Below are 25,017 nucleotides of genomic sequence, written 5' to 3' on the forward strand. Positions count from 1 at the left end.
GAGATGACTGCGGGAATGTCTGGGCCATGGGCGCGTTAATTCTTTCTGGTCGAAGATGCGCGCAGAGCATACAGCAGCTCGCGACGCGTTGCGAGCCAGCGTCAGGCATTATTTCGCCCGCGTCGTGCGCACAAAAAATTGTGCAAGCGAAACGCACTTTCGTCCAACGCCAGGCAGCGATTTATCGGGTACGCTTAAGCGTAATATTGCTTTGGATGGCTGAATATCAGAAGCGTAAAGAGATGAGCGCGTGAAGGACGATGAGTCGCCTTGCGCGTTCCTCAGCGCGCCACGGACTTGAAGAGGCGGTTCTTTTCGAGCGTCGCTGCGTCGGGCGTTTTGGCGTTCTCGTCTGCGCTCGCTGCGGTGTTGGCATCTTCGAGCGCGGGCCCGGTGTAGCGTCCGCGCGGGCGGATGACCTTGCCCACCCTGAGCTGCTCGATGCAATGCGCGAGCAGCCCCACGCTGCGCGCGGTGGCGAAGAGCGCGAACGAGGCGTCGCGCGGCAGCTTGAGTTGCGCAGCGAGCGTGGCGAGCGCCACGTCGATATTCGGCTTGAGGCCTGTTAGCGCCACGACCTTCTCGATGAAGGAGGCGATCTCCGCGGGTGCGTCCAGCACTTCCAGCAAGGCGTCCGCGCGCGGGTCGCCGTCGGGATAGAGATGGTGTCCAAACCCCGGAATGGGAATGGCCGACTGTAAATGATGGGCAACGACATGCTCCGCGCCGAGCCGCCCCACGTCGTCGAACACCGCGCGCACGCGGCCCGATGCGTCGCCGTGCAGCGGACCGGAGAGCGTGGCGAGTCCTGTGAGCAGGCAGCCCGGCAACGACGCGCCGGTGGACGCCGTAATGCGTGCGGCGAATGCCGAACTGGTGATCTCGTGGTCAGCCACGAGCACCATGGCGCGGCGGATCAACTCCGCGCCCTCACTGCCTTGGCCCCAGCCTAGCGCGAGGCGCTCGTGAACTGGCGGCGGGGCGGCGTTTGCCGATGCCTCGCAGCGTGCGCCGAACGCATGAGCAATGACCGCCACGAGCCGGCCGGCTTCCGCGTGCAGGGCCGTGTCGGTACGCCCAAGCGTGGAGTGGCCGCGCGCCGCGATGGCCGCAAGCGATGTGAACGCGCATTCGCGGCCGCGCTCCTCGCCGTGCAGGCGCATGTCGGCGGCTTCGAATGTCACGTCCGCGCGCGCGTTCCAGAGGAGGGTGGCCACGTCTTCGAGCTTGGCCGTTTGCGCCATGGCGATGCTGTCGCGCCCCCGGTAATACGGGCGGCCCTTCGAGAACGTGGTGATGCTGCTGTAGATGCACGGCTCCGCGCCGAAGATCGTGCCCGCGGCGAGCGCCTCGCGCTTGCGGCCCACCTGCTTCTTGCGGCACAGGCTGGCGACGTCTTCGGCGCGGTAGAGGCTCTTGCGCGGGTCGTGCGGATCGGGCATGACCGCGATATTGCCGCGGCTTGCGTAGGCATAGACGGTCTGCGCCTGTACGCCGAGTTGACGGGCGGCTTCAGTCAGGGTGATCCAGTTTGGCATGGCAGGGCAGACGGGGCAGTGCGGCTATTCAGCGGCAATATTGACGGTTTTTCAGCGAAAAGTCATCTCTGCGGGCCGCCGCTCGAGCACTTCGATGAGAATCTCGCCCGGCGCGCGCACGAAGCAGGCGCGCACGCCCGGGCGAATGGGCTTCACCGGTTCGACGATTTCCGCTTCATGACGCGTGAGATGCGCGAAGGCCGCATCGAGATCGTCCACCAACACGCCGAAATGATCGATGCCTTGCGAGCGTGCCTCACGCGTTCGTTGCGCAGCGCGCTCGCCTGTCAATTGCGTGATGAACAGATTGATCTCGCCGATGCGCAGATCCACGCGGCCCGGCCTGCGTACGATTTCGGCATTCAGGCAACGTTCGAACCACGCGGCGGTGGCCTCCGCATTGGCCGAGCAGAGCTGAAGATGGTCCCACTTGAATTCGATCATGCGTTTTTCGCCCCGTGTGTGTGCGAGTGTCAGAGTTCGATGCGCGAGAGCTTGCCGAGCAGCAGCGAATACGAGAGTGTGCCAAGCAGGCAGATCGCGCCCATGAGGTTGAGCGCCCAGTAGAAGTGCCCGGTGTGTTGCGTGATGTAGCCGATCATGAGCGGCGTGGTGACACCCGCAATGTTCGCGGCAAGACTCGTAATACTGCTCGTGAGGCCCACGTATTGACGCGGCGCGATTTCGGAAACGGCGGCCCACGACATGGAGCCAATGCCCTGCGCGAAGAAGGCCACGGTGAGAATGGCGATCACGATTTCGTTCGACTCGACGAAATTCACGAGCACGATCGAAGCGCCGAGCATCGTGCCGATGATGAGCGGCGCCTTGCGCGCAGCCGAGATCGACACGCCGCGCCGGATAAAGAAGTCCGAGAGGAAGCCCGCCGAGAGAATGCCAATCGTCGCGCCAATGAACGGCATGGCCTGAAAAATGCCCACCTTGATCATCGACATATGACGCGCTTCGATCAGGTACGTCATGAACCACGTCGTGAAGAAAACAAGCAGCGTGTTGTTGCAGAACTTGCCGAGGCAAATGGCGAGAATCTGGCGGTAGCTGAGCAGCTTGAGCGCCATGCGCCAGTCGAACTTCTCGCGCGGTTTGCGCGTGGCGGGCGCCGCACCCTCGTTGATGTATTGAAGCTCCGCGGCATTGACCGAGCCGTGCTTGTGCGGATCGCGATACATGCGATACCAGACCATGCTGAAGAGAATGCCGAAGCCGCCCGTCACGAAGAACACGGTGCGCCAGCCATAGGCCGCAGAAATCCACAGCAGCAGGCCGGTGAAGAGCGGTGTGCCCACGTATTGCCCCATCACGTACACGCTCGTGGCGAAGCCGCGTTCCTGCACGGGAAACCACAACGTGACGGCGCGCGTGTTCGAGGGGAACGCCGGGGCTTCGAGCGCGCCCATGGTGAGGCGCGAGCCGAGCAGCATGTGATAGCCGCTCGCAAAACCCTGCGTGAGCGTGGCGATTGACCAGCCCACGAGCGAGAGCGCATAGGCCACGCGCGAGCCGAGCACGTCGGTGAGAATGCCGCCTGGCAGGAGCGCGATCGAGTAGGCGAGGCCGAACGCCGCGAACAGTTCGCCCATCTGCATCTTGTTGAGCGCGAGATCTTTCGAAAGGCCGGGTGCCACGATGCCCAATGCCGAGCGGTCGACGAAGTTGAGCACGGTCGCCACGAGCAGCATCGAGAGCACGAAGTACCGTACCCGGGACCGCTTTGCACTATTCGCGCAGGCCGGAGCTTGGGCGGGTAAAACCTGTTCCTCTGCGACTTTCATCGGTGTCTCCAATATCAGTTCTGACGCCTGCTTTTTTATGTTGGGCGTTCAAATCGGGCGAGGCGCTGCGCTATCCCCGGCCGACAAACGGCATGGCGCTCGCCATGATCGTCATGTTGAGCACGTTGGCTTCGAGCGGCAGGCTCGCCATATGCACGACCGCATTTGCGACGTGCTCGACGTCCATGCGCGCTTCGGGCGCGAGACGTCCGTCGGCCTGCAGCACGCCTTTGTTCATGCGCTCGGTGAGCGACGTGGCTGCGTTGCCGATGTCGATCTGGCTGCACGCGATGTTGTACGCGCGGCCGTCCAGCGCGATCGATTTGGTGATGCCCGTTACGGCGTGCTTCGTGGCCGAGTAGGCGATGGTGTGCGGGCGCGGCGAATGCGCGGAGATCGAGCCGTTGTTGATGATGCGCCCACCTTGCGGCGACTGCGCTTTCATGAGCCGGTACGCGGCGCGCGCGCACAGAAATACGCCGGTGAGATTGGTTGCGACCACATCGTTCCAGAAGTCGGTTTCGTAGTCTTCCAGCGGCACGGCGCCCGCGTTGCGGCCTGCATTGTTGAACAGCACGTCGAGACGGCCGAAGGTCTGCGCGATTTGCGCGAACGCGTGCTCGACCGATTCCGCCTGGGTCACATCTGCGGAAAACACGTGGGCGTCTGCCCCTCCGTTGCCGATCCGTTCCTTCGTCTCCAGCAGCGGTTCGACGCGGCGGCCGATTAGCGCAACGGCGAACCCGGCGTTGGCGAGCGCCACGGCGGTGGCGCGGCCGATGCCGGAGCCAGCGCCCGTCACGGCGGCGAACTTTTTCGATGCAGACATTTCGCGTCCTCTTCCCGATTCCATTGAACACGGGAAAAGAATTGCATTCGCGTGAGGCGCGCAGCAATCTTGATTCGTTGAATCAACATCTGGGGCCTTGATATCTGGGCGCCGGATCAGGGTTTTCCTGATGCGCGGATCGCGTAAAGCGCCGCGTACACACGCGCTGAAGCGAATACAGGGCCACAGCGCCCGCCAGAACTTGATTCGCCGAATCAACATTGACCGGCCGGCAGGTGCTTTCGTAGTCTCTCGACGTCTGTTCATACCCAAAGGGGAAAACACCATGCCGGAAAATCAACGCGTGAGGCTCCTGATCGCGCGAAAAGTGCCCGCCGCTGTGGCGCAACGCGCTGTGGCCGAATTCCATGCCTTCGTGACCGACGCCGATATGGACGCGTGGTCTGTGGTCGGCTTCTGCAAGCAGCACGAGGTGCCGGCTGTGCTGATCGGCAAGAAGTCGGGCTTGCAGGCCGAACACATTGCCGCGCTGCCTGCTTGCGTGAAAATCATCGCCAACGCGAGTGCGGGCGTCGATCACCTCGATGTGGCCGCTGCCCGCGATCGCGGCATAGTGGTGACGAACGCGCCCGACGCCTTGACCGAATGCACCGCCGACTTTTCCATGCTGCTCATGCTGGCAGCATGCCGGCGTGCATCGGAGTACGAACGGATCATGCGCAGCGGCTGGGGCAAGTCGTTCGGCATGACCGACATGCTGGGCACGCGCGTGAATGGCAAGACGCTGGGCATTGTGGGTTTTGGCCGTATTGGCCGGGCGGTGGCGAAGCGCGCGCTCGGCTTCGGCATGCGCGTGATCTACACCGATATCAATCGTGCTGCGCCTTCCGTGGAAAACGGTGCGACCTATTACGCGAGCTTCGAGGAGATGCTGCCGCATTGCGAAGTGCTCACGCTGCACGTGCCGGGCGGCGGCGCGCCCCTGATGACGAAAAGGGAATTTGGGCGCTTGCCGAAGGGCGCGGTATTCGTCAACGCGGCGCGCGGCGGCCTCGTGGATGAAGATGCGCTTTACGACGCCCTGACCTCGGGACACCTGTTCGGCGCGGGCCTCGATGTGTACCGCAACGAGCCCAATGTCGACCAGCGCTTTGCCAGCCTCGACAACGTTTTTCTCACGCCGCACATGGCGAGCGCCACGGTGCAAACGCGCGACCAGATGGGCTTTACCGCGCTCGATAATGTGGCCGCGGTGCTCGACGGGCGGCCGGCGTTGAATCGCGTTTGAGGACGGTGGGCGCGGCTGGCGAACGCCGTATTAGCTGCGCCCGGAGTGCTTGAAGCGCTTGAGCACGACCATGCACAGGGCCGGCAGATGCACGACGCCCATGCCGCAAGCGATCACCGCCCACGGCGGCGCGAACGTTCCGGCCATCATGCCGCCGATCACGCCGAAGCACAGGCCCCCCAGCAACAGCGTGGCGTGGGCGACGATGCGCTTCGGCCCTCGCTCGGTGAAGCGCGGAATGTTCGCGTGGACATACACCACGATCAGCAGGGCGACGGTGGCAACGGCGGGGAACAGCATGGTCGGATCCTCGATTCCAGCAACGATGACGGGAGGCGGGCGTCTCTAGCGCGCCTTCAAAATCTTCGACTGTAGTGGAGGATTGCCGTTGCGTCGATGGCTTATGGTTTAGCGCTAGCACCAAACCACGCTGTCGTACGCCACCGTGCGGCGATACACGTTCTTGCCGCGCCAGCTGGAAAACTCCATATACGCGCATTCCAGCACCAGAATCCAGTTCGTGACCCGCATCGCCGCCCCCAAGGTGTTCCCGGTTGTTCGTTCGACTGCAGGATCAGTCTATGACCTGGGCGCGGCGGACAATGCGGCGAGCAGGGCGCGATATTGCGTCCAGTTCGCGGCATTGCTGAATCAGGCGTGCGGCGCGAGCGGCATCAGCACGAAATCGAACGTTGAGCGCCAGGGCGTGACGCTGTCCGCCACGCGCTCATACGGCGCGACGAGCGACGCCTTCACGCCGAACACGGCGTCCGACTGCAGGTATGGATCGTCGCCCACGAAGGTATGCGTGACCACCTTCTGGAAGCCCGGCGCGGTGATGAGGAAATGCATGTGCGCGGGCCGGTACGGGTGCCGGCCGAGGCTTGCTAGCATCTTGCCCACCGGGCCGTCGTGCGGGATCGGGTACGAGACCGGCTTGATGCCGACGAAGCGGTACGCGCCGTCCGCGCCGGTCGTGAAGATGCCGCGGTTGTTCCATTTGGGCTGTACGCCGGGCTGCTGCACGTCGTAGTAGCCGTCGGCGTTGTCGGACCACACGTCGATGCGCGCGCCCTCCACCGGGCGGCCTTCGAGATCGAGCACTCGGCCCTCGAACAGGCAGGGCTCGCCCTTGCCGTCGGCGGTGATGCACGCGCCCATCTCGCGCTCGGGCGCGCCGGCCACGTGGAATGGGCCGAACACCGTGTTTTCGGTGGCGGTGCTCGGGCGCCGGTTGTTGATGGCATCGACGAGCATGGAAAACCCTAGCGTGTCCGAGAGCAGGATGAACTCCTGGCGCTCGGCGCTGCAAAGCTGGCCGGCCGTGGTCAGGAAGTCGATGGCGGTTTCCCATTCCGGCTGGGTCAGCTGCACTTCTTTCGCGAACGCATGCAGGTGACGCACGAGCGCGCTCATCACCTCGCGCAGACGCTCGTCGGCGTTTTCGCCAATACGCGCATTGACGGCCTCGGCGGAGGCGGCTTCGCTGAAGAACTGGGTCATGGTTAGCGGTTACCTGTAGGGTTGCCCGGAGTTGTCAGGCGATGGCGGCATCGAAGCCGCGTCGTAACGGCACGTATTGTGCGCCTGTCGCCATCGGGACCCCAAATCTGGTCCAATTGGCGCATTCGATTCTCTGCTTCGATCTGACATGCTGAAAAACCTCTGGTACGTCGTGGCCGCCGCCGCGGATTTGCGCGAGCAGTTGCTGCCGGTCACGCTGCTCGGTCACCGCTACGTCGCGTTTCGCGACGCACAGGGCAGCGCGCAATTGCTCTCCGATATTTGCGTGCATCGCGGCGCTTCGCTCGCGGCCGGCCGCCGCGTGAACGGCGAGGTCCAGTGCCCGTACCACGGCTGGCGCTATGGCGGCGACGGCGTGTGCACGCACATTCCCGCGCAGCCGCAGGCGCGCATTCCAGCGCGAGCGCGCGTGGACCGCTACCCCGTGGTCGAGCGTCACGGCTGGATCTGGGCGTTCGTGGGCGACCTGCCCGAAGAGGAGCGGCCGCCGCTGCCCGATCTCGCCTGGGCCGACGACCCGAATGTGCGCGTCGTATACGGCACTTACGCGTGGGAGGCGAACTGGGAACGCGTGATCGAGAACGGACTCGATTTCGCGCACGCGCCGTTCGTGCACGGCAGTTCGTTCGGCGCGCCCGACCGCCCCGAAATCGACGCAGTCAACGTGAGCGCCAACGCCTGGAGCGGCCACGCGCGGCTCGTGATGCGGCGGCCCGTGCGCAAGGGCTGGCTGCGCCGCACGCCTACGGGCGAACATGTCGACGTGGTCACGCAAACGGGTTTTCACCTGAGCGGCCCGTGCGCGACGCTCGAACTGACGTTGGCCAATGGCTGGCGCATCCATATCGCGTCGGCGCATGTGCCGGTGGATGCGGGGCGCACGCAGACGTTCTGGATGATGGGCCGCAGCTTTCTGCGCAATCCGCTTTTCGACGGGCGTTTTCGCGCGCGCAATCTGCGCATTTTCGAGGAAGACCACGCCGTGCTCCGGCGTATCCGGCCGGTTCGCGTGCCCGAGAGCTGGCAGAGCGAGGTGTCGGTGAAATCGGATGCCTTGCAGATCGCGTTCAGACAACGCGTGCGGGCGCTGGCGGAGGGCGGGTGCAATGTGCCCGAGGCGGAGCAGGCGAGCCGCGTGGCCACGGTGATTGCTTGCCCGATGCGGCGCACGGTGAACACGTGGGCACTGGAGGCCGCCGGCGCTGCCGAGGCGGAGCAAATGGCGGAGAACGCCGGGACATCGCGGCGCTGAACGACCGCGTGCGGCTCCGAACGCCTGCTTGCCGTTCGGAGCCGGGCAGGAAGCTCAGTGGCGCGGCGTCACCGGCTCGACCGCTGCCCAGTACGGCTCGGCGCCGTAATACGCGTGCAGCGTGCTGCCCCAGGTCGCGTCGGCCATGGCGGGCCAGCTGTCCCGGTCGAAGCCCGGCGCTTCCTTCACGCGCTCGGACGACACGTTGAGCAGGAAGCACTTGCGGCTCGTGTCGAGCATGAGCGCGCTCCAGGGGATGGCGAGCAGCTTGTCGCCAATGCCGAGAAAGCCGCCGCTCGACATCACCACGTAGGCCACGCGGCCGCTCTGCACGTCGAGCATGATCTCCTTGATCTTGCCGACTTCCTGGCCGTCCGAACTCAGCACGCGGTCGCTGTCGAGCGTGCTGGCGGCCATCACGTCGGGGCCGGGCCCCGCTGCGCTTACGCGGCCCTTGCCGACGATGCGCGCGCCATTACCGGTTGGCATGGGCGGAGGAATGAAGGTGGGCATGATGGTCTCCAGATATCAGGGGAACAACGTTGAGTCCGGCCAGACTCCCGACGATTCCCGTGTGAGGCGGCAGGCGATGCCGCGGCGGTTCTGGCCGCTTGCTGGGAGATACAGCAAGCGGCGTACCGCGCTGTGCCCGTCGATTCGATGCGCCGGGGCGAGGCGCATTGGGGGCGTTCCTGCCTGTTTGGAGGCCAAAGCCTTATGAGGCGGGCGTGGCGCCCTTCTGCGGCGGTTCGACGCCGTAGCGTTTCGCCTGTTCGAAGAACGCCCGCTCTGCGGCCTTGCTCATCACCAGAATGCTGATGCGGCGGTTCAACGGGCTGTCCGCCGTGTCGTGGTCGAGCGGCAGAACGTCGGCGAGGCCGCGCACCTGGAGCAATTTCTCCTCGCTCAGACGGCCGGCCACCAGCGCACGGCGCGCGGCGTTGGCGCGCTCGCTGGATAGCTCCCAGTTCGAGTAGCCCGCAAGTCCCCCCGAGTAGGGCACCGAGTCGGTGTGCCCCGCAATCGACACGCCGCTGTCCACGTCGTTGAGCGCGCTGCCGATCTGCACGAGGATCTCGTACGCGTAGTCTTCGAGCTTCGCGCTGCCGGTTGCGAACATGGGGCGCTTGAGCGAGTCGACCAGCTCGATGCGCAGGCCTTCGTCTGTGATCGACATGCGGATCTGGTCGCGGTACGCGCGCAATTCCGGCTTGCGCTCGATGAGCGCCGAGAGTTTTTCCTTCAGCTGCGAAAGACGCGACTTGTCGAGCGCTTCCACTGGCACGGCGTGCGAGAGCGTGGTCTGCGCGTTCGAGCCGCCCACGGCGGGCGTCTTGCTGGAGAGGTCGCGGCCACCGCCTTGCACCACGCTCGGATTGGGATTCGCTGCAGCGGGTGTGCTGCCGAGCATGGCCGAAAGCGGCGTGTTGAAGTACTTCTCAATGCCGTCGCGGTCGTACTGCGAGGTTGAGCCGAGCAGCCACATCAAGAGGAAAAACGCCATCATTGCGGTCACGAAGTCGGCATAGGCAATCTTCCATGCCCCGCCGTGATGGCCCTCGTGGCCGCCTTTTTTCACGCGGCGCACCACCAGGGTGACCTTGCTGCCTTCGGTGTCGCGCGCGGCGCGCGAGCCTGGAGTGCGTTCTGGCATATCGGGACTCCTAAGCGGCCTTCGGCGTTTTGGTGGCGCGCACCGCTTCGTCGAGTTCCTGGAAGCTCGGGCGGTCCGACGTGAAGAGGACCTTGCGGCCAAACTCCACGGCCACGGGCGGTGCGTAGCCGGCGAGCGAGGCGAGCAGCACGGCCTTCACGCACTGGAACGGCTTGCTGGCGGCGCGACCCTTGGCGTTGAGCAGGTCGGCAATCGGGCCGACGAAGCCGTAGGCGAGCAGAATGCCGAGGAACGTACCGACGAGCGCGCCTGCGATCATCTCGCCCAGCACGGCGGGCGGCTTGCCGACCGACCCCATGGTGTGCACCACACCCATCACGGCCGCCACGATGCCGAAGGCGGGCAGGCCGTCGGCCATCTTCTGGATGGCGTTGGGCGCGATCGACACTTCGGAGTGGTGCGTGTCGAGTTCCTCGTCCATGAGGTCCTGCATTTCCATGGGGTTCACGTTGCCGCTCGACATCATGCGCAGATAGTCGACGATGAAGTCGAGCAGATGATGGTCGGAGAGCACGCGCGCGTACTTCTGGAAAATCGGGCTGTTCTCGGGCGCCTCGATGTCGGCTTCGAGCGCCATCATGCCTTCCTTGCGCGCCTTTTGCAGCAGCTCGTAGAGGAGGGCGATCAACTCCAGGTATTGCGCCTTCGTGTAGCCGCCGCCCTTGAAGCAGGTGGGCAGCGCCTTGAGCGTCTTGCCGAGCGTGGCCGTGGGATTGCTCACCACGAACGCGCCCAGCGCCGCGCCGAAAATACACAGGAGTTCGAACGGTTGAACGAGCGCGGGCAGGTGGCCCCCCACGCCCACGAAGCTCCCGATCACCGATCCGAGCACGACTATCCAGCCAATTGCGACAAACATGATGTCTACCTTTTCTTTTTCAAAGTAATACGGATCAATCCATTCAGGCCGGCTCGACAACACGCTTTAGATGCGCCTCGTTCGCCGCACGATCCACGTTCAGCAAAGCGTCGATTTCACGCGCCGCCATCGCTTTGCCGAAGAAATAGCCCTGCGCGTAGTCGCAGCCCTTGGCCGCGAGCGTGCGCGCGAGTTCCGCGGTCTCCACGCCCTCGGCCACCGTGCTCATGCCGAGGTTCGTGGAGAGCGCGATGATCGCGTCGACAATCTTGGCGCTCTCGTTGCACGAAGCCATGGAGAGCACGAAGGAGCGGTCGATCTTCAGCTTGTCCACCTTCAGTTCGCGCAAGTGCTGCAGGCTCGAATAGCCGGTGCCGAAGTCGTCGAGCGACATGCGCAGCCCCGCGTTGCGGAAGTCCGCGAGCACGGCGCGCGCCGCGTCGAAGTCGTACATGAGCGCCGATTCGGTAATCTCGATCTCCATGCGCTCGGGCGGCATGCCCTCGTCGGCGAGGATCGTGAGTAGCAGCGCCGCGAGTTGCGTGTCCTTGAACTGCGCGGGCGAGAGATTGAGCGCGAGGTGATAGCGCGAGGGCCAGCCCAGCGCGTCGCGGCACGCGCGCCGCAAGATCGAAGCGGTGAACGCGGGCGAAATGCCCATCTGCTCGATGAGCGGCACGAACACCTCGGGCGAGATCCAGCCGCGCTGCTCGTGGTGCCAGCGCGCGAGAATCTCGAAGCCCGTGGTCTGGCCGTCGGCGAGACGCACGAGCGGTTGGTAGAACGGACGAATATCGCCGCCCGCGAGCGCGCGGCGCAAGTCCGATTCGAGCGAGGCCTGCAGGCGCAGTTCGTCGTCCATCTTTTGCTCGAAGAAGCGGTAGGTGCCCTTGCCTTCGCACTTGGCGCGATACATGGCGATATCGGCGGCGCGCAACAGCGCGTCGGGGTCGCCGCCGTCGCGCGGGCAGCACGCAATGCCAATGCTCGCGTCCACGTTGATGCGCAGCTTGCCGATGTCGATGGGCGCGCGCGTGGCGGCGAGCAGGCGCTGCGCGAGTTCGCTCGCGGCCTCGATGTGGTCGTCGCGATGCACGCGGGCGAGCACGGCGAATTCGTCGCCGCCCAGACGCGCGACCGTGTCGCCGTCGCGCACCACGCGGCGCAGGCGCGCTGCGATCTCGCATAGCACCGTGTCGCCCGCGGCGTGGCCGTGAAAGTCGTTCACGGGCTTGAAGCGGTCGAGGTCGATCACGAACACGAGGTAATCGGGCGAGCGGTGCTGCGTGCGCTCGAGCGCCGCGCTCATTTCCGCCGCGAGCAGGCGCCGGTTGGGCAGGCCCGTGAGCGGATCGTGGCGCGCGAGCGCCTGGGCGTGTGCCTCGGCGGCGCGCGTGGCCTCATGGGCGATATGCAGCTCGCGAGACTTTTCGCACAACGTATCGAAGGCATGCGCCATCGCGCCAATCTCGTCGGTGCGGTTCATGTCGGGCAATGCGCGCATGTCTTCGCCGTGCGCGAGGCGCACGAGCGAATCGGTCAAGGTCTGCAGCGGACGCAGCAGCGTGCGTTCGAGGTAGTGCAGCAGCACGAGGCCAAAGGCGAGCGTGGCGAGCGCGATCGCAATGGCCGCTTCGAGCGTGTGATGCACGCGCAGGATGCCGTGCTGGACCTGACTGCGCAGCCGCTCGGCGGTAAGCTCGCGAGGCGAAGCGGAAACGGCTTGCCGGTGCGGCGCTTCGGTCTCCTGCGCAGTGCTTTCGTGGTGCCAGGTCGTATCCATGCGTTCGAAAGCGTGGCCAAACGCGATCAGCTGGCTTGCCAGCAGCGTGGTTTGCGTGGCGAACAAGGCAAAAAACAGTCCGATGAAGAACTTCGTGCGGGCGCGGATCGAGGCGCGCAGCGTAGCGCGCGTACGGACGATCCAGGGAAGCGCTGCCCGGGGTTTGAGTGCGGAGGTGGGATCGGGCATGGCCGCCACGGTTTCCTGATTCATGCTTCGATGGCCGTGTGGCGTTAGATTCTGCGCGTGCGCGCCTGCGCCGCGAGGCGGCGCACAGCGTAGTGACGCGATGTGCCGGTACGCACATGAGCGCGGCGCAACGGAGCACGGTGCGCACGGGGCGCCGCGCTCATGCGGGTACTGGTGCCGCGGCCAGCGGCATTGCGCGCCGCAGAGGCGATGCCAGTGGTCTGTTTCAGTCGCAGGGTTTGCGCAAGGGTTCTCATGGTGACACCGGAAAGGGTGGAGCTTTGCCCTTTTTACGGCGATGAAAAACCGTTGCTGAAGTCTCCAGACCTCTTTTTTTTGAGGGCTTGATCGATTTCACAACACGATAACCAACCGGTTAAAAATGGCATGTAATTCGGATGCCGAATCAATTGTGGCGTGACGATTTCCGCGCGGTGAGAGGCATGATGCGCCGTGGGCCGGGCCGCGCGGGCGGTAGGGGCATGAAGGCGGCAGGGAGTGATGATTGCGCAACTGCACGTATACCGAACGTTCGTGCGCTTAATTCCCGGCTTCTGCGTAAGGGAAATGCCTGGCGCGGAGGGCCGCGCCGCGCGCGTGCTTCGGACATTGCCGTGCTTCAGTTTTTGCGTGTTCCGGCCGTAAACCGAAGTGAGGCGCGCCGGTGCGGAACGCGCCACCCAACCGTATCCGCCCAGCCGGGACTCTCCACGATGATCACTGCTCCGCTTCCTCTGGATGAGGATGTGCGCCTTCGGGCGCTGCGGCAACTCGACATACTCGACACCGATCCCGAAGAGGCATTCGACCGCATCTCGCGGCTCGCCGCTTTCGCGTTCGACATGCCGGTCGTGCTGATCTCGCTCGTGGACGAAGACCGCCAGTGGTTCAAGTCGCACCATGGGCTGGCCGCGTGCGAAACGCCGCGCAACGTGTCGTTCTGCGCGCACGCCGTGCTGAGCAAGCGCATGCTCGTGGTGGAAGACGCGCTGGACGACGAGCGCTTTCTGGACAACCCGCTCGTCACGGGCGCGCCGAACATCCGCTTCTATGCGGGCTCGCCGCTGCGTCTCGCCGACGGCCAGGTGGTCGGCACGCTTTGCCTCATCGACGAAAAGCCGCGCACGTTCGACGCAGCGCAGGGCGCGAAGCTCGCGGACTTCGCGCACCTGGTCGAACGCGAACTGGAGTTGCGCCGGCAGTTGAACCGCTCGCGCACGGCGCACGAGCGTGACCGCCGCTCGCTCGCCATCAGCGAGGCGCGCTTTCGGACCGTGTTTGAGCAAACGCCGATCGGCAAGGCCGTGGTCGGTCTCGACGGCCATTTTCTCGACGTGAACCAGAAGTTCTCCGAGATCATCGGCTACGACGAGAGCGAACTGCGTAGGCGCACGTTCGCTTCGGTCACGCACCCGGCCGATATTGCCGCCGATCTCGCGCAAGTGGCCGAACTGCTCGCGGGACGCGCGGCCACGTATGCGATCGAAAAGCGCTACCTTCGGCCCGACGGCCAGGCCGTGTGGGTCAATCTCGCGGTGTCGCTCGTGCGCGACGTGGCGGGCACGCCGCTGCATTTCATCGCGGCCGTGCAGGAGATCACCGGCCGCAAGAAGAGCGAAGAGGCGCTGCGCAACTATCACGTCGAGCTTGAAGCGCGCGTGCGTGAGCGCACGGCGGAGCTGCGGCGCAGCCGCGACGCGCTGCAGACGATCACCGACAACGTGCCCGCGCTGATCGCCGTGGTCGATCGCGATCTTCGCTACCAGTTCAACAACGAGACGTTCAAGCGCGTGTTCGGCGCGGAGCCGGCCGCGCTGCGCGGTCGCAGCCTGAGCGAAACGCTGCGCCCCGAAGTCTTCGCGCAGTTGCAGCCGCTCTTCGCACGCGCGCTCGCAGGCGAGCGCGTGACTTGCAACGAGGTGCGCTACCGGGCCGACTCCGAGCGCGTATGGTCGGCCACCTACATTCCGTGCCGGCGCGAGGGCAAGGTGACCGGCTTCTACGTGATGGCGCACGACGTGACCGAGCAGCGCCGCACCGAGCAGCGCCTGCGCGAGGGCGCGCTGATCGACCCGCTCACGGGCCTCGCGAACCGGCGCGCGTTGCAGGAGGCGCTGTGCGAGCTGCGCGCGAGCGGCAGCCCGTTCGCGCTCTTCTTCATCGACATGGATGGCTTCAAGGCGATCAACGACCGCTACGGCCACGACGTGGGCGACGCCTTGCTCAAGGAGACCGCGCGCAGGCTCGTCACCACCGTGCGCACGGGCGACGTGGTGAGCCGCCTGGGCGGCGATGAATTCGTGGTGGCGAGCCGCGGCGTGAGCGACGCGCGCACCGGCGAGCGTATTGCGGCGGCCATTTGCCGCGAGGTGTCGAAGGTCTTCGTCGCTGCGGGGCGCGTGATCGAAACGAGCGCGAGCGTGGGGGTCGTGCTGACCGGCGCGGCTGGGGCGGCGGGCAGGGTGGACGCCACCCATGCGGTGCTTTCCGTCGAGGCCGAGAACAAGGCGCTCGCCGACGATCCGCTTTGTCTGGCCGACGCCGCAATGTATGAAGCCAAGCGCGCGGGGCGTAATACGTGGCGGTTGGCGCCGGGCGCCAAGGCAATGGTGGCGTTGAATGCGTGAAGCGGCGCACGCCGTTTTCATGTGACTGATTCGATTGCCGCTGGCGCCCTGCCGGCGGCAAGTGCGGCTCCCTAAATTTTCCCGTAGTCTCGCCAGTGGGCGACGTGTCTTTCCGGCTTCTGCCGGGTTCTCCTTCCAAAATCATGCAACGTGCTCGAGGCGCGCAAATTTGCGCCTCGTTGCGCCCGGTCAAGCTAATTTCCTTTTAGATTCTCTCGGATAGGGTAAACCCGGGGCGCGATGAAAATTAATTTTCACTAAGATCCGTTCATGTAATTTCATTTACGGACTCGCCGTCCTCACTCCGGCCCACGTATGCCAACCCGACCGTCAATTCCCGACACGCCCGAAGCCGAGATCGTCGCGCGCATCACCGCCGCGATGCCCGTTCTCACGCCCGGCCACCGGCGCATGGCTGAGTACGTGCTCGCGAACCTGTTCCATGCCGCGACGATGCGAATCGACGAACTCGCGGGCGCGGTGGGCGCTTCGGTGGCCACGGCCAACCGCTTTGCTCGCTCGCTCGGGTTCGACGGCTATCCGCAGTTTCGCGAGGCGCTCGTGCGAGGCTTCGAGGCCACGCTCGCGCCGGTCGAGCGGTTGCGCAGCGCCCAGGAGTCGCCCACGAGCGGCGCGGAGCTGTTCGGCGCGTCGCTCGAGCAGGCCGAGTCGAACCTGCGCCTGTCGCGCCAGTCGATCGACAGCGCAGCGGCCGCCGCAGCCGTGGACGCGATTCTTTGCGCGCGCCGCGTGTACGTGATCGGCTCGGGCACGAGCGCGTTTCTCGCCGGGATCATGGAGAACGCGCTACTGCCTTATCTGGACAACGTGCAGGCGCTCTCCTCGGTCGGCGGTCCCACGCATTCCGCGCGCCGGCTGCTCGGCGCGAACAAGGACGATCTCGTGATCGGCATTGCGTTTCCGCGCTACGTGGACGACACGATCAAGCTCTCGCGCCACGCCGCGAAGCTCGGCGCACGCGTGCTCGCGCTCACCGACAGCATCGACTCGCCGCTCGCGCGCTTCGCCGATCTCATGCTGCTGATCCGCTCCGAACGGCGCCTCGCGGCGAACTCGGAAGCCGCGGTGCTGGCTGTCATCGAAGCGCTGTGCGACGCCGTGGCGTTGCGCGCGAAAGATTCCGTCGTTGCCGCTGCGGCCATCACCGAATCGGTGCTGCCGTGGCTTTCCTCGACCTCGGCGCAGGCGAGCCCCGCGCCTTCGGCCCCGTCTTCCCCCACGAAAAAGAAGTCATGAAATCGAATGCAGTCATTGCCATTCACGGCGGCGCCGGCACGATCCTGCGCGCCTCGATGGCGCCCGAAGTCGAAGCCCAGTATCTCGAAGCGCTCAGCCGCATTCTCGCGGCCGGCCAGCGCATCCTGGCCGAAGGCGGGAGCGCGCTCGACGCAGTCGAAGAAGCGGTGCGCCTGCTCGAAGACTGCCCGTTTTTCAACGCAGGCCATGGCGCGGTGTTCACGTCTGCCGGCACGCACGAACTCGACGCCTCGATCATGGACGGCCGCACGCTCGAAGCGGGCGCGGTGTGCTGCGTGAAGCGCGTGCGCAATCCGGTGCTGGCGGCGCGCCGCGTGCTGGAGAAGAGCGAGCACGTGCTCTTCACGGGCGAAGGCGCGGAGGCGTTTGCAGCGGCACAGGGCCTCGAATTCGTCGATCCCGGCTATTTCCACACCGACGCGCGCTACCGCCAGTGGCAGCTCGCACGCGGCGAAGCGCGCGCGATGCTCGATCACGACGGGGCAACGCTTGAGGCGAAGGCCGCAGCAAAGGCAGCGGAAGAAAGCCTGCCGCACGAGCCGATCGACCCGAACCGCAAGTACGGCACGGTGGGGGCGGTAGCGCTCGACGCGCACGGCCACCTCGCGGCGGCGACCTCGACGGGCGGCATCACGAACAAGCAGGTGGGCCGTGTGGGTGACGCACCGCTGATCGGCGCGGGCTGCTATGCCGACGACGCCACCTGCGCGGTGTCCACCACGGGCTCGGGCGAAATGTTCATGCGCATGGTCGCGGCCTACGACGTGGCGGCGCAAATGAAATATCGTGGCGTTTCGCTCTCCGAAGCAGCAACGAATGTCGTGATGGAGCAATTGCCGCGCATTGACGGCCGCGGCGGCCTGATCGCAGTGGACGCACAAGGTAATGTGGTCCTGCCGTTCAACACCGAAGGCATGTATCGCGGCTACGCGCGCGTGGGCGAAGCGCCCGTTGCGTCGATCTACGCTTAAGCGGCGCATCGCTTTGCGCATCAAACGAAGGAATCCTCATCGTGCAGATGTCCTCGCACTCTCTTGATACCGTACTGGCCGGAGAAAAGGCCGCGTTGCCGCCGAACCGCGTGATCGACGTTCGTGATCTGCGCGTGTCGTTCAAGCGCGGCGCGAGCACGTTCGAAGCCGTGCGCAATCTGTCGTTCCACGTCGATCGCGGCGAGACGCTCGCCATCGTCGGCGAATCGGGTTCGGGCAAGTCGGTCACGTCGCTTTCGCTGATGCGGCTCGTCGAGCACGGCGGCGGCAGCATTGCGGGCGGCAGCATCGAACTGCGCCGGCGCAACGGCAGCGTGCTCGATCTCACGCGTGCGAGTGCGTCGACCATGCGTTCGGTGCGCGGCGCGGACATTGCGATGATTTTCCAGGAGCCCATGACTTCGCTGAACCCCGTGTTCACGGTGGGCAACCAGATCAGCGAAGCGATCGCGCTGCATCAGCAGATGAACGCTACGCAGGCGCGCGCCGAAACGCTGCGCCTGCTCGACCTCGTGCGCATTCCCGAGGCGCGCCGCGTGATGGAGCGCTACCCGCATCAGCTTTCGGGCGGCATGCGCCAGCGCGTGATGATCGCGATGGCGCTCTCGTGCAAGCCCGCGCTCCTGATCGCCGACGAACCGACCACGGCGCTCGACGTGACGATTCAGGCGCAGATCCTGCAGCTCATTCGCGGCCTGCAGGACGAGATGGATATGGGCGTTGTCTTCATCACGCACGACATGGGCGTGGTGGCCGAAGTGGCGGACCGCATTCTCGTGATGTACCGCGGCGAGAAAGTGGAAGAGGGCGCGTCCGATACGCTTTTTGCAGCGCCTTCGCATCGCTACACGCAGGCGTTGCTCGCCGCCGTGCCGAAGCTCGGTGCGATGCAGGGCACCGACTTGCCGGAGAAGTTTTCGCTGCTTTCGATGAACGAAGCGGCACGCCCGGCCGCCGGCTCAAAACCCAAGGCGAACGCGCCGAAAACAGACGTTGCGCCAGTTCTGCGCGTGCGCGACCTCGTCACGCGATTTCCCGTGCGCAGCGGTCTGTTCGGCAAGGTCACCGGCCGTGTGCACGCGGTGGAAAAGGTCAGCTTCGATCTTCACGCGGGCGAAACGCTCGCGCTGGTGGGCGAATCCGGCTGCGGGAAATCGACCACGGGCCGCTCGTTGTTGCGCCTCGTGGAGAGCCAGAGCGGCACGATCGAGTTCGGCGGCCAGAACATCAGCACCCTCACCGGGCCTGCGTTGCAAACCTTGCGCCGCGACATCCAGTTCATTTTTCAGGACCCGTTCGCCTCGCTGAACCCGCGCCTCACGGTGGGCTTCTCGATCATGGAGCCGCTGCTCGTGCACGGTATCGCGAAGGGGGCGCAAGCGCAGGCGCGCGTGGAATGGCTGCTCGACCGCGTGGGCTTGCCGAAATCGGCGGCGGGGCGCTATCCGCACGAATTCTCGGGCGGCCAGCGTCAGCGCATCGCCATTGCGCGCGCGCTGTCGATGAACCCGAAAGTCGTGGTCGCCGACGAGTCGGTGTCGGCGCTCGACGTTTCCGTGCAGGCGCAGATCGTCAACCTCATGCTCGACCTGCAGCAGGAACTGGGCGTGGCGTACCTCTTCATCTCGCACGACATGGCCGTGGTGGAACGCGTGAGCCATCGCGTCGCGGTGATGTATCTGGGGCAGATCGTCGAGATCGGGCCGCGCCGCGCCGTGTTCGAAAACCCGCAGCATGCCTATACGAAGAAGCTCATGGGTGCGGTGCCGATCGCCGATCCGGCGCGCCGCCACGCGAAGCGCGTGCTTGCCGCCGACGAACTGCCGAGCCCGATTCGCGCCCCCGGCGACGAGCCGCTAGTGTTGCCGCTCGTGCCGGTTGGTCCCGGTCACTTCGTTGCGAAGCATCGGGTGGGCGGTGCTTACTGAATACGCCATTGTGCGAAGCAATCGTTTGCATTTTAGCTGGATCATTTCGCTGAATCGACAAGATTCATTGGTATGGAGACCTGATTGATGAATGAAGTCAAAGCATGGATGAAGGGCAGCGCGCTCGCACTCGCGCTGATCGCGGGCGCGACGGCCGCGCAAGCCGCCGAGCAGCGCGCTGTGATGGCCGTCGATTCGACGTTCTCGACGCTCGACCCGTACGACGCCAACGACACGCTCTCGCAAGCGGTTTCGAAGTCGTTCTACCAGGGCCTGTTCGGTTTCGACAAGGACCTGAAGCTCACCAACGTGCTGGCCACGAGCTATGAAGTGAGCGGCGACGGCCTCACCTACACGTTCAAGCTGCGCCAGGGGGTGAAGTTCCAGGACGGCACCGACTTCAATGCGGCGGCCGTGAAGGCGAACTTCGACCGCGTGACGGACCCGGCGAATCACCTGAAGCGCTACAACATGTTCCGCCGCATCGCGAAGACCGAAGTGGTCGACCCGTACACGGTGAAGGTCACGCTCAATGCGCCGTTCTCGGCGTTCGTGAACGTGCTCGCGCACCCGTCGGCGGTGATGATTTCGCCTGCGGCCATGAAGAAGTGGGGCAAGGATATCGGCCTGCATCCGGTAGGCACGGGCCCGTTCGCATTCGTGAAGTGGGACCCGGCGGGCGACCTCGTCGTGCACAAGTTCGACGGCTACTGGAAGAAGGGCTACCCGAAGATCGACGAGATCGACTGGAAGCCGGTGGCCGACAACAACACGCGCGCCGCGCTCATGCGCACGGGCGAAGCCGACTTCGCGTTCCGCATTCCGTTCGAGCAGGCGAGCGCATTCCAGTCGAACCCGAAGGTCGACCTGATCGCCACGCCCTCGATCATCCAGCGCTATATCAGCCTGAACACCGCGAAGAAGCCGTTCGACAACCCGCTCGTGCGTCAGGCGCTGAACTATGCGATCAACAAGGACGCGCTCGCGAAGGTCGCGTTCGCGGGCTACGCGCTGCCTTCGGACGGCGTGCTGCCCCAGGGCGTGGACTATTCGGTCAAGCTCGGCCCGTGGCCGTACGATCCGGCCAAGGCGCGCGAACTGCTCAAGCAGGCGGGCTACCCGAACGGTTTCGAAACGACGCTGTGGTCGGCGTATAACAACTCGACCGCGCAAAAGGCCATTCAGTTCGTGCAGCAGCAACTCGCGCAAGTGGGCGTGAAGGCGAACGTCGAAGCGCTGGAAACGGGCACGGCGGTGGCGCGCGTGGAAAGCGCACAAGACGCGGCATCGGCGGGCGTGCGCATGTATTACATCGGCTGGTCGTCGTCCACGGGTGAAGCGGACTGGGGCATCTCGCCGCTGCTCGCTTCGGCGTCGTGGCCGCCCAAGCTCATGAACACCGCGTACTACAAGAACCCCGCTGTCGATGAGGATCTCGCGAAGGCGCTCGAAACGACGGACCGCGCGCAAAAAACGGCGCTGTACACCGACGCGCAAAAGCGCATCTGGGCCGACGCGCCGTGGGTGTTCCTCGTGAAGGAAAAGGTCGTGTACGCCCGCAGCAAGCGCCTGGCCGGCGCGTATGTGGCGCCGGACGGCTCGTTCAACTTCGACGAGATCTCGATTCGCTAATGCGTTGCGCGGCGCGCCGGAACGTTCGAGTCTGGCGCGCCACGCACGCCCCGATGCAGTAACGCGCTCATGCTGAATTTCATTGTCAAACGCTCGCTGGGTCTCCTGCCGACGCTCCTGATCGTCGCGATCCTGGTGTTCCTGTTCGTGCATCTGCTGCCGGGCGACCCGGCGCGCCTCGCGGCCGGTCCCGAGGCGGACGACGCCACGGTCGCGCTCGTGCGCGCCGATCTCGGCCTCGACCAGTCGCTGCCGCAGCAGTTTCTCCATTTCTTCGTGCGCATCGCCCACGGCGACTTCGGTGTGTCGATGCGCAGCAAGCGCCCGGTCATCACCGAAATTAGCGAGCGTTTCATGCCCACGCTGCTGCTCACGCTCACCAGCATGGTCTGGGCCGTGGTGTTCGGCATGGCCATCGGCATCGTCTCGGCCGTGTGGCGCAATCGCTGGCCCGATCGCATCGGCATGGCGCTCGCGGTGTCGGGCATTTCGTTTCCGGCTTTCGCGCTCGGCATGGCGCTCATGGAACTGTTCTCGGTGCACCTTGGCTGGCTGCCCGTGGTGAGCGACGGTTCGTGGCGCAGTTACGTGCTGCCTTCGATTACGCTCGGCGCGGCCGTGGCCGCCGTGATGGCGCGCTTCACGCGCGCATCGTTCGTCGAAGTGCTCAACGAAGACTTCGTGCGCACGGCGCGCGCGAAGGGCGTGGCCGAGCAATGGGTGGTGATCAAGCATTGCCTGCGCAACGCGATGATTCCCGTTGTCACGATGATGGGCCTGCAGTTCGGCTTCCTGCTGGGCGGCTCGATCGTCGTGGAGGTGGTGTTCAACTGGCCGGGCCTCGGGCGGCTGCTCGTCGATTCGGTTGCGATGCGCGACTACCCTGTGATTCAGGCCGAAGTGCTGCTGTTCTCGCTCGAGTTCATCGTCATCAATCTGATCGTGGACGTGCTGTACGCGGTCATCAATCCGACCATTCGATTCAGGTGAGCACGCCATGAGCACGACTCAAAACGTTGTCGTACGCGCCCAGGACGAGGCGATCCGCACGCCATGGCGCGAGTTCTGGCGCAAGTTCCGCAAGCAGCATGTCGCGCTTGGCGCAGGCGCGTTCGTGCTGCTGCTGGTGGTGATCGCGGTGTTCGCGCCGCATCTCGTGCCTTACGACCCGGAAAATTACTTCGACTACGACTCGCTCAATGCGGGTCCCTCTGCGGCCCACTGGTTCGGCGTGGACGCGCTCGGCCGCGATATTTTCAGCCGCATTCTCGCGGGCACGCGTATCTCGCTCGCGGCGGGCTTTCTTTCGGTGGCGCTCGGCGCCGTGGTCGGCACGTTCTTCGGCTTGCTGGCGGGCTACTACGAAGGCTGGTGGGACCGCATCACCATGCGCGTGGCCGACGTGTTGTTCGCATTCCCAGGCATCCTGCTCGCCATCGGCGTGGTGGCGATTCTCGGCAACGGCATGATCAACGTGGTGTGCGCCGTGGCCGTGTTCAGCATTCCGGCGTTCGCACGCCTCGTGCGCGGCAACACACTCATGCTCAAGCACCTCACGTATGTCGAGGCCGCGCGCAGCATTGGCGCGTCGGACTGGACGATCATCATGCGGCACATTCTGCCGGGCACGGTGTCGTCCGTGGTCGTGTATCTGACCATGCGTATCGGCACCTCGATCATCACGGCGGCGAGCCTGTCGTTCATCGGCCTCGGCGCGCAGCCGCCCACGCCGGAGTGGGGCGCCATGCTCAACGAGGCGCGCGCGGACATGGTCACGTCGCCGCATATCGCGCTGTTCCCGAGCCTCGCGATCTTCCTCACCGTGCTCGCATTCAATCTGCTGGGTGACGGCCTGCGCGACGCGCTCGACCCGAAACTGGACCGCGCATGAGCAAGAATCGCGGAGATGCCGCGCCGCATATCGGCACACTGGCGAGCGGTGCGACGGGAACGATTGCCGATGTGAGCGGCGTGCGCGTGGGTCACTGCACGCTCGACGCGGGCGATGTGCAAACGGGCGTGACCGTGATGATGCCGCACGCACGCGACCTCTTTCGCGAGAAGGTGCCGGCGAGCGCTTGCGTGATCAACGGATTCGGCAAGAGCATCGGGCTCATGCAGCTCGAAGAGCTGGGTGTGCTCGAAACGCCGATTGCGCTGACCAATACGTTCGGCGTGGGCGCGCTTGCACAAGCGCAGATTCGTGCGGCGGTCGCGGCGAACCCGCAGATCGGGCGCGGCCTGCCGACCGTCAATCCGCTCGTGTTCGAATGCAATGACGGCTATCTGAACGATCTTCAGGCGCTGGCGGTGACCGAGGCACACTATGTCGCTGCCTGCTCTGCTATGAGCGCTGACTTTACGCGCGGCAGTGTCGGCGCGGGCCGTGGCATGTCGAGCTTCGACCTGAAAGGCGGCATTGGCACGGCGTCGCGCGTGGTAATGACCGCGGGCGTGCAGTACACGGTGGGCGCGCTCGTGCTGGCGAACTTCGGCCGCCTGCCCATGTTGACGATCGATGGCGTGCCTGTGGGGCGCGAACTTGCGGCGCGCGCGGCGTCGAATCGCGCGGCACAGGCGCCCGAGAAGGGGTCAATCATCATGCTGATCGCCACGGATGCGCCGCTCGACTCGCGGCAGCTTCGGCGCGTGTCGATGCGCGCGGCAGCGGGCCTCGCGCGCACGGGCTCCGTGTATGGACACGGCAGCGGCGATATCTCACTGGCGTTCAGCACGGCATACACACTGGCGCACGACGCGCCAACCTACGCGTTGCCGCCCTTGCTCGCAGACTCGCAACTCGATGCGCTGTTTCAGGCCAGCGCCGATTGCGTCGAGCAAGCGATTCTCGACGCCTTGTGGAGCGCAAGCACCGTGCAGGGCCGCGATGGCCACGTGCGTCTCGCTCTGCGCGAAGCCGTGCCCGATCTCGCCGATCTGCTTTCAGGCGGGGCGCAAGCGTGAAGGTACTGATTTCCGTCGATATCGAAGGCATAGGCGGTGTGTTCAACGTTCAGCAAACGCGCGCCGGCAATCCCGAGTATGAACGCGCCCGCCGCTGGATGACGCTCGAAGCGAACGCGGCCGTGGAAGGCGCGTTCGCGGGCGGTGCAAGCGAAGTGTGGGTCAACGACTCGCACGGCGGCTTCAACAACCTGCTGCCCGACGAAATCGATGCGCGCGCACGCGTCATACTCGGCAAGCCGCGCATGCTCGGCATGATGGCGGGGCTCGAGCACCGGCCCGCGCTCGTTTTCATGATTGGCTATCACGCCATGGCGCAAAGCCGCGGCATGCTTGCGCATACCATCAACAGTTTTGCGTTCGCACGCGTGCTCGTGGATGGCGTCGAAACGGGCGAGGCGGGGCTGTACGGCGCGCTTGCGCAGGAATACGGCGCACGGGTGGCGCTCCTGAGCGGCGACGATGTGTTCGAACGCGAAACGCGGCCCGTTTTTCCCGAGGCGAAGTTCGTGGTGGTGAAGCACGCCGGCGGCCACGCGAGCGGCGATCTGCTGACGCCTGCCGCGAGCCGCGAGCGGATTCGCGACGCCGCACGCGAAGCCGTGGGGCAGATCGCGAGCGACGGCGCGTGGTGGGACCGCGCCTGCGCGGCGCCACGTGTGCGCACGTGCGAACTGCATACACAGACCCCTGCGCTTGCGGATCTCTTTTCGCAGTGGCCAAGTGTCGAGCGCGCGGCGGGCAGCGTGATCCGGTTTGTGGCGCCAACCGCCGAGTACCTCGTGCGCACGCTCAATAGCTTGTCGGCGATGTCAGCGGTCTTGCGGTGAGGCAACTGTCGTTCGCCTCATAGCGCAACTAACTGTCAGCCCCGCCACACGTTGCCCAACGGACCGGCGGCTTTG

General features: G+C 65.3%; 22 protein-coding genes. 12 read left to right on the forward strand and 10 right to left on the reverse strand.

The window, feature by feature from the left end; genetic code table 11:
- The coding region (locus U5A52_RS36090) for a hypothetical protein (protein WP_321938824.1) at nucleotides 1–254 on the forward strand (254 nt) is incomplete at its 5' end.
- A 27-nt stretch (nucleotides 255–281) separates the two neighbouring features.
- Here the strand turns inward: U5A52_RS36090 and U5A52_RS36095 are convergent.
- The 4 genes from U5A52_RS36095 to U5A52_RS36110 form a co-directional block, all read right to left on the reverse strand.
- Nucleotides 282–1,538, reverse strand: a complete 1,257-nt coding sequence (locus tag U5A52_RS36095; protein ID WP_321938825.1) for a citrate synthase — start codon at nucleotides 1,536–1,538, stop codon at nucleotides 282–284.
- A 51-nt stretch (nucleotides 1,539–1,589) separates the two neighbouring features.
- A complete protein-coding gene (locus U5A52_RS36100; protein ID WP_321915084.1) occupies nucleotides 1,590–1,982 on the reverse strand; it encodes a VOC family protein in 393 nt (130 codons plus the stop codon).
- 29 nt (nucleotides 1,983–2,011) lie between these two features.
- Entirely contained in the window at nucleotides 2,012–3,331 is a 1,320-nt protein-coding gene (locus U5A52_RS36105; RefSeq protein ID WP_321938826.1) for an MFS transporter, read from the reverse strand.
- 70 nt (nucleotides 3,332–3,401) lie between these two features.
- Entirely contained in the window at nucleotides 3,402–4,160 is a 759-nt protein-coding gene (locus U5A52_RS36110) for an SDR family oxidoreductase (protein WP_321938828.1), read from the reverse strand.
- Between the two features lie 286 nt (nucleotides 4,161–4,446).
- On the opposite strand from U5A52_RS36110, the gene U5A52_RS36115 reads away from it, so the two are divergent.
- On the forward strand, nucleotides 4,447–5,409 hold the full coding sequence (locus U5A52_RS36115; RefSeq protein ID WP_321938830.1) for a D-glycerate dehydrogenase: 963 nt from the start codon (nucleotides 4,447–4,449) through the stop codon (nucleotides 5,407–5,409).
- A gap of 30 nt (nucleotides 5,410–5,439) precedes the next feature.
- Here the strand turns inward: U5A52_RS36115 and U5A52_RS36120 are convergent, their stop codons facing one another.
- Nucleotides 5,440–5,709: a hypothetical protein gene (locus U5A52_RS36120; protein ID WP_321915079.1), complete on the reverse strand. Its 270-nt coding sequence runs from the start codon at nucleotides 5,707–5,709 to the stop codon at nucleotides 5,440–5,442.
- A gap of 351 nt (nucleotides 5,710–6,060) precedes the next feature.
- Nucleotides 6,061–6,912 carry an intradiol ring-cleavage dioxygenase gene (locus tag U5A52_RS36125; protein WP_321938832.1) on the reverse strand — a complete coding sequence of 284 codons (852 nt, stop codon included), beginning with the start codon at nucleotides 6,910–6,912 and terminating at the stop codon, nucleotides 6,061–6,063.
- A gap of 148 nt (nucleotides 6,913–7,060) precedes the next feature.
- On the opposite strand from U5A52_RS36125, the gene U5A52_RS36130 reads away from it, so the two are divergent.
- A complete protein-coding gene (locus U5A52_RS36130; protein WP_321938834.1) occupies nucleotides 7,061–8,185 on the forward strand; it encodes an aromatic ring-hydroxylating dioxygenase subunit alpha in 1,125 nt (374 codons plus the stop codon).
- 54 nt (nucleotides 8,186–8,239) lie between these two features.
- On the opposite strand, the gene U5A52_RS36135 is transcribed toward U5A52_RS36130, so the two are convergent.
- From U5A52_RS36135 to U5A52_RS36150, 4 genes are all read right to left on the reverse strand, one after another.
- Nucleotides 8,240–8,698 carry a PRC-barrel domain-containing protein gene (locus U5A52_RS36135; protein ID WP_321938836.1) on the reverse strand — a complete coding sequence of 153 codons (459 nt, stop codon included), beginning with the start codon at nucleotides 8,696–8,698 and terminating at the stop codon, nucleotides 8,240–8,242.
- A 202-nt stretch (nucleotides 8,699–8,900) separates the two neighbouring features.
- The gene (gene motB, locus U5A52_RS36140; RefSeq protein WP_321938838.1) at nucleotides 8,901–9,839 is read right to left on the reverse strand and encodes a flagellar motor protein MotB; all 939 of its coding nucleotides are present in this window, start codon (nucleotides 9,837–9,839) and stop codon (nucleotides 8,901–8,903) included.
- A gap of 10 nt (nucleotides 9,840–9,849) precedes the next feature.
- Nucleotides 9,850–10,719: a flagellar motor stator protein MotA gene (gene motA / locus U5A52_RS36145; RefSeq protein ID WP_321915073.1), complete on the reverse strand. Its 870-nt coding sequence runs from the start codon at nucleotides 10,717–10,719 to the stop codon at nucleotides 9,850–9,852.
- Nucleotides 10,720–10,762: 43 nt separating this feature from the next.
- Nucleotides 10,763–12,715, reverse strand: coding sequence for a putative bifunctional diguanylate cyclase/phosphodiesterase (locus U5A52_RS36150; protein ID WP_321938840.1), 1,953 nt, complete (start codon nucleotides 12,713–12,715; stop codon nucleotides 10,763–10,765).
- 689 nt (nucleotides 12,716–13,404) lie between these two features.
- Between U5A52_RS36150 and U5A52_RS36155 the strand changes: the two genes are divergently transcribed.
- From U5A52_RS36155 to U5A52_RS36195, 9 genes are all read left to right on the forward strand, one after another.
- Entirely contained in the window at nucleotides 13,405–15,318 is a 1,914-nt protein-coding gene (locus tag U5A52_RS36155; protein WP_321915071.1) for a PAS domain S-box protein, read from the forward strand.
- Nucleotides 15,319–15,633: 315 nt separating this feature from the next.
- Nucleotides 15,634–16,575 carry a MurR/RpiR family transcriptional regulator gene (locus U5A52_RS36160; protein WP_321915070.1) on the forward strand — a complete coding sequence of 314 codons (942 nt, stop codon included), beginning with the start codon at nucleotides 15,634–15,636 and terminating at the stop codon, nucleotides 16,573–16,575.
- Nucleotides 16,572–17,567 carry an isoaspartyl peptidase/L-asparaginase gene (locus U5A52_RS36165; RefSeq protein ID WP_321915068.1) on the forward strand — a complete coding sequence of 332 codons (996 nt, stop codon included), beginning with the start codon at nucleotides 16,572–16,574 and terminating at the stop codon, nucleotides 17,565–17,567. Before U5A52_RS36160 ends, U5A52_RS36165 begins: the two co-directional genes overlap by 4 nt.
- A 47-nt stretch (nucleotides 17,568–17,614) precedes the next feature.
- The gene (locus U5A52_RS36170; protein ID WP_321938842.1) at nucleotides 17,615–19,516 is read left to right on the forward strand and encodes a dipeptide ABC transporter ATP-binding protein; all 1,902 of its coding nucleotides are present in this window, start codon (nucleotides 17,615–17,617) and stop codon (nucleotides 19,514–19,516) included.
- Nucleotides 19,517–19,624: 108 nt separating this feature from the next.
- A complete protein-coding gene (gsiB, locus tag U5A52_RS36175; protein ID WP_321915094.1) occupies nucleotides 19,625–21,148 on the forward strand; it encodes a glutathione ABC transporter substrate-binding protein GsiB in 1,524 nt (507 codons plus the stop codon).
- A gap of 69 nt (nucleotides 21,149–21,217) precedes the next feature.
- Nucleotides 21,218–22,138 (forward strand): glutathione ABC transporter permease GsiC, encoded by a 921-nt coding sequence (gene gsiC, locus U5A52_RS36180; RefSeq protein ID WP_321938844.1) that lies wholly within the window; start codon nucleotides 21,218–21,220, stop codon nucleotides 22,136–22,138.
- Nucleotides 22,139–22,145: 7 nt separating this feature from the next.
- Nucleotides 22,146–23,039: a glutathione ABC transporter permease GsiD gene (gsiD, locus tag U5A52_RS36185; RefSeq protein ID WP_321938846.1), complete on the forward strand. Its 894-nt coding sequence runs from the start codon at nucleotides 22,146–22,148 to the stop codon at nucleotides 23,037–23,039.
- Nucleotides 23,036–24,112 (forward strand): P1 family peptidase, encoded by a 1,077-nt coding sequence (locus U5A52_RS36190; RefSeq protein WP_321938847.1) that lies wholly within the window; start codon nucleotides 23,036–23,038, stop codon nucleotides 24,110–24,112. The genes gsiD and U5A52_RS36190 overlap by 4 nt, the downstream gene beginning before the upstream one ends.
- Complete coding sequence (locus tag U5A52_RS36195; RefSeq protein ID WP_321938849.1) at nucleotides 24,109–24,942, forward strand: M55 family metallopeptidase; 834 nt, start codon at nucleotides 24,109–24,111, stop codon at nucleotides 24,940–24,942. The genes U5A52_RS36190 and U5A52_RS36195 overlap by 4 nt, the downstream gene beginning before the upstream one ends.
- Nucleotides 24,943–25,017 lie beyond the last annotated feature (75 nt).

Source organism: Paraburkholderia sp. J8-2 (assembly GCF_905220195.1).
Lineage (GTDB): Bacteria > Pseudomonadota > Gammaproteobacteria > Burkholderiales > Burkholderiaceae > Paraburkholderia.

Excerpts from the sequence above, each read along its gene's own strand:
- U5A52_RS36095 (WP_321938825.1), bottom strand. The coding sequence starts at position 1,538 with ATGCCAAACTGGATCACCCTGACTGAAGCCGCCCGTCAACTCGGCGTA.
- U5A52_RS36100 (WP_321915084.1), bottom strand. The coding sequence starts at position 1,982 with ATGATCGAATTCAAGTGGGACCATCTTCAGCTCTGCTCGGCCAATGCG.
- U5A52_RS36105 (WP_321938826.1), bottom strand. The coding sequence starts at position 3,331 with ATGAAAGTCGCAGAGGAACAGGTTTTACCCGCCCAAGCTCCGGCCTGC.
- U5A52_RS36110 (WP_321938828.1), bottom strand. The coding sequence starts at position 4,160 with ATGTCTGCATCGAAAAAGTTCGCCGCCGTGACGGGCGCTGGCTCCGGC.
- U5A52_RS36115 (WP_321938830.1), top strand. The coding sequence starts at position 4,447 with ATGCCGGAAAATCAACGCGTGAGGCTCCTGATCGCGCGAAAAGTGCCC.
- U5A52_RS36120 (WP_321915079.1), bottom strand. The coding sequence starts at position 5,709 with ATGCTGTTCCCCGCCGTTGCCACCGTCGCCCTGCTGATCGTGGTGTAT.
- U5A52_RS36125 (WP_321938832.1), bottom strand. The coding sequence starts at position 6,912 with ATGACCCAGTTCTTCAGCGAAGCCGCCTCCGCCGAGGCCGTCAATGCG.
- U5A52_RS36130 (WP_321938834.1), top strand. The coding sequence starts at position 7,061 with ATGCTGAAAAACCTCTGGTACGTCGTGGCCGCCGCCGCGGATTTGCGC.
- U5A52_RS36135 (WP_321938836.1), bottom strand. The coding sequence starts at position 8,698 with ATGCCCACCTTCATTCCTCCGCCCATGCCAACCGGTAATGGCGCGCGC.
- motB (WP_321938838.1), bottom strand. The coding sequence starts at position 9,839 with ATGCCAGAACGCACTCCAGGCTCGCGCGCCGCGCGCGACACCGAAGGC.
- motA (WP_321915073.1), bottom strand. The coding sequence starts at position 10,719 with ATGTTTGTCGCAATTGGCTGGATAGTCGTGCTCGGATCGGTGATCGGG.
- U5A52_RS36150 (WP_321938840.1), bottom strand. The coding sequence starts at position 12,715 with ATGAATCAGGAAACCGTGGCGGCCATGCCCGATCCCACCTCCGCACTC.
- U5A52_RS36155 (WP_321915071.1), top strand. The coding sequence starts at position 13,405 with ATGATCACTGCTCCGCTTCCTCTGGATGAGGATGTGCGCCTTCGGGCG.
- U5A52_RS36160 (WP_321915070.1), top strand. The coding sequence starts at position 15,634 with ATGCCAACCCGACCGTCAATTCCCGACACGCCCGAAGCCGAGATCGTC.
- U5A52_RS36165 (WP_321915068.1), top strand. The coding sequence starts at position 16,572 with ATGAAATCGAATGCAGTCATTGCCATTCACGGCGGCGCCGGCACGATC.
- U5A52_RS36170 (WP_321938842.1), top strand. The coding sequence starts at position 17,615 with ATGTCCTCGCACTCTCTTGATACCGTACTGGCCGGAGAAAAGGCCGCG.
- gsiB (WP_321915094.1), top strand. The coding sequence starts at position 19,625 with ATGAAGGGCAGCGCGCTCGCACTCGCGCTGATCGCGGGCGCGACGGCC.
- gsiC (WP_321938844.1), top strand. The coding sequence starts at position 21,218 with ATGCTGAATTTCATTGTCAAACGCTCGCTGGGTCTCCTGCCGACGCTC.
- gsiD (WP_321938846.1), top strand. The coding sequence starts at position 22,146 with ATGAGCACGACTCAAAACGTTGTCGTACGCGCCCAGGACGAGGCGATC.
- U5A52_RS36190 (WP_321938847.1), top strand. The coding sequence starts at position 23,036 with ATGAGCAAGAATCGCGGAGATGCCGCGCCGCATATCGGCACACTGGCG.